This is a genomic window from Streptomyces sp. NPDC028314, assembly GCF_055565795.1.
On the sequence record NZ_JBVHTP010000028.1, the window covers coordinates 24,369 to 26,601 of the forward strand.

Annotated in this window: 1 protein-coding gene; it reads right to left on the minus strand. The window is 68.8% G+C overall.

Translation table 11 applies throughout. From position 1 onward, the window contains the following. Positions 1-492 precede the first annotated feature (492 nt). Positions 493-1,305 (minus strand): hypothetical protein, encoded by an 813-nt coding sequence (locus ACZ4TG_RS37970; RefSeq protein ID WP_468172977.1) that lies wholly within the window; start codon positions 1,303-1,305, stop codon positions 493-495. Between the last annotated feature and the right edge of the window lie 928 nt (positions 1,306-2,233).

Sequence of the window (2,233 nt, forward strand, 5' to 3'; positions counted from 1 at the left end):
GCCCAAGTCCCGGCGTGCGGATGGTTCCGTTCCAGCGGAAAAAGGACGCCTCCGGCGGGCCCTCACTCCCGAGGGGGCCTGGGTTGTCGGTCGGCTGCCGGTCGGTGGGGTAGGGGTGGGTGGGCCGGGGGCTTCCCTCGGTCGGTCGGGCCCCCGGAGGGCTACCGCCGAACCTGTGGGGGGTGCCAGGACAAGCCGCTACGCGGTCGCTGCGCGATCCTGGCACCCCCCACAGAACCGACGGTCGGCTGACGCTGCCCGACCGACCGAGGGAAGCCCCCGTCAGGCTCTGGTTTGGCGTTGCGCCAGCCGGAAGGGCTCGGACCTGGGCGGGATCGAGGCTGGGGGTCACCGCCGCACTTTTCGGGTGATCCATGATCGCCACCTGGGGGTGCTGCTTCTTTGGGGGCGGCCAGGACCGGCCGGTCGAGGACAAGGGGGGCGGAAGCAGAGGGTGCTTACGGCGTAAGCACCCTCTGCTTCCGCCGCGGGTCAGTCCTCAGGGTGTTGTTGTGCGCTGCGGATGATGTGGGACCAGGTGCCTGCGGTGCCGCCGTGTTCCCGGGCGAGCTGGCCGGCGAGTTGGGTTGCGGGGGTTTGGGGGTTGGCTTTGACCGCGGTGCGGGCTTGCTCGAGGCGGGGGTCACCGTCGTAGGGGTAGCGGCGGTCTGTTTTGGGGCCGGTGGGGCGGCCGCCTCCGCGTTCGCGGCGTTCGGCGTAGGTCCAGATGTCGCCGCGCCGGTACTTCCGTTTGATGAACCCCTTGTCCGTCGTCCTTTCCTCGGCTGGTGCGGGCCAGTGCTTCGGCGGCGTCGCGGGGTATTTCGTGACGCTGGTGGGTTCCATGCCCAGGATTCGGGCGGCGTCGGACAGTGAGATGAGGTCCTCGGGGTTCCCGCTGAGGTCGACGGTGGTGCGCCACTGCTGGTTGGTTTTGTAGCTCTGATACCAGATGTCCCATGCGTCCGGGTTCCAGTACATGGTGTTGCCGATGGTTTTCTCGGGCTCAGGGTGCTGGTTGGATTTCCGGTCCTTCCACAGGCGTGCGAGGGTGCTCAGGCCGAGGCCGGTGCGGTCGTGCAGATCTGTGCGGCTTTCCAGTGCGGTCACGTCGGTGTGGCGTTCGTACCACTGGTGCCAGTCGGTGGCGTTCCAAACCAGTGCGCGGTCGATTGTGCCGACGGCTTCGGGGTGGCCGTTGTGCTCGCGGTCGCGGTACAGCTTCTCCAAGTGAGTGATGCTGAGCTCGTAGGTGTCGGCGATCTCCTTCCTGGTGAGTACGCGGTGTCCGTCCAAGGTGGTCATGGGGAGTTCTCCGTGGTCTATGAGTGTTGTGGGGGCCCATTCGTCGTCGAGGCCCCTCCACGCGTCGTCTTGTCGTAGACGTCCCCCGGGCCGCTGCGGCATGCGTGTTCCCACTGTGCGCCGGATTCGGTCGGTCTCGTGGCTGGCGCGATGCTGCCGGCCCTGAGGACGACCCGTTCCCCGGCAGGGCCTAGCCCGGTTCATCCCGCCCGCCGACAAGCGGGCGCACGGTGCTCGGGACGGGGGCATCGACGACACAACGGGGGCGGCTCTGGCCTGGTCGCCGGCGCGGAGGGTCACAGGGCCGTCGAGGGCGCAGGTCGCGGCGAGCTAGGTGTCGTCTACCATCGTGTGCAGTGCCTTCCTGGATATGGGCTTGTTGAAGGGCCTGGGGCCAGGGGGCATAGGACGGCCAGTACTACTGTCATTGGACTGGCCGTCCGCCCCTGATCTTCCGCGTCACAGGGTTGGGGGACACGAGAGCACCAACCTCTCGATTTCGCTAATTTTGCCTTACTTTTCTGCTTCGCGTCCAGTCAGTCACCGGATCCGCGTCGGCAGGTGGCCCCGCAGGGGCGGGCCCGCGCCCGAAGGGCGCTTGAAGGGCCCGGCGCGCAGCGCCTGCCCGAAGGGCAGAAAAAGCCGCCCGTGGCCGAAGGCCACTCAGGGGGCGGCGTTTCCGCTAGTCCGCCCCGCGCCCGAAGGGCGCTTAAAGGGGCGGACCCCAGCCGCTTGCGGCTGTCCATTAGTCCGCCCCGCGCCCGAAGGGCGCTTAAAGGGGCGGACCCCAGCCGCTTGCGGCTGTCCATTTCCGGCCGCCGAAGGCGGCTCCTTGGCCCCGCAGGGGCGGGCCCGCGCCCGAAGGGCGCTTGAAGGGCCCGGCGCGCAGCGCCTGCCCGAAGGGCAGAAAAAGCCGCCCGTGGCCGAA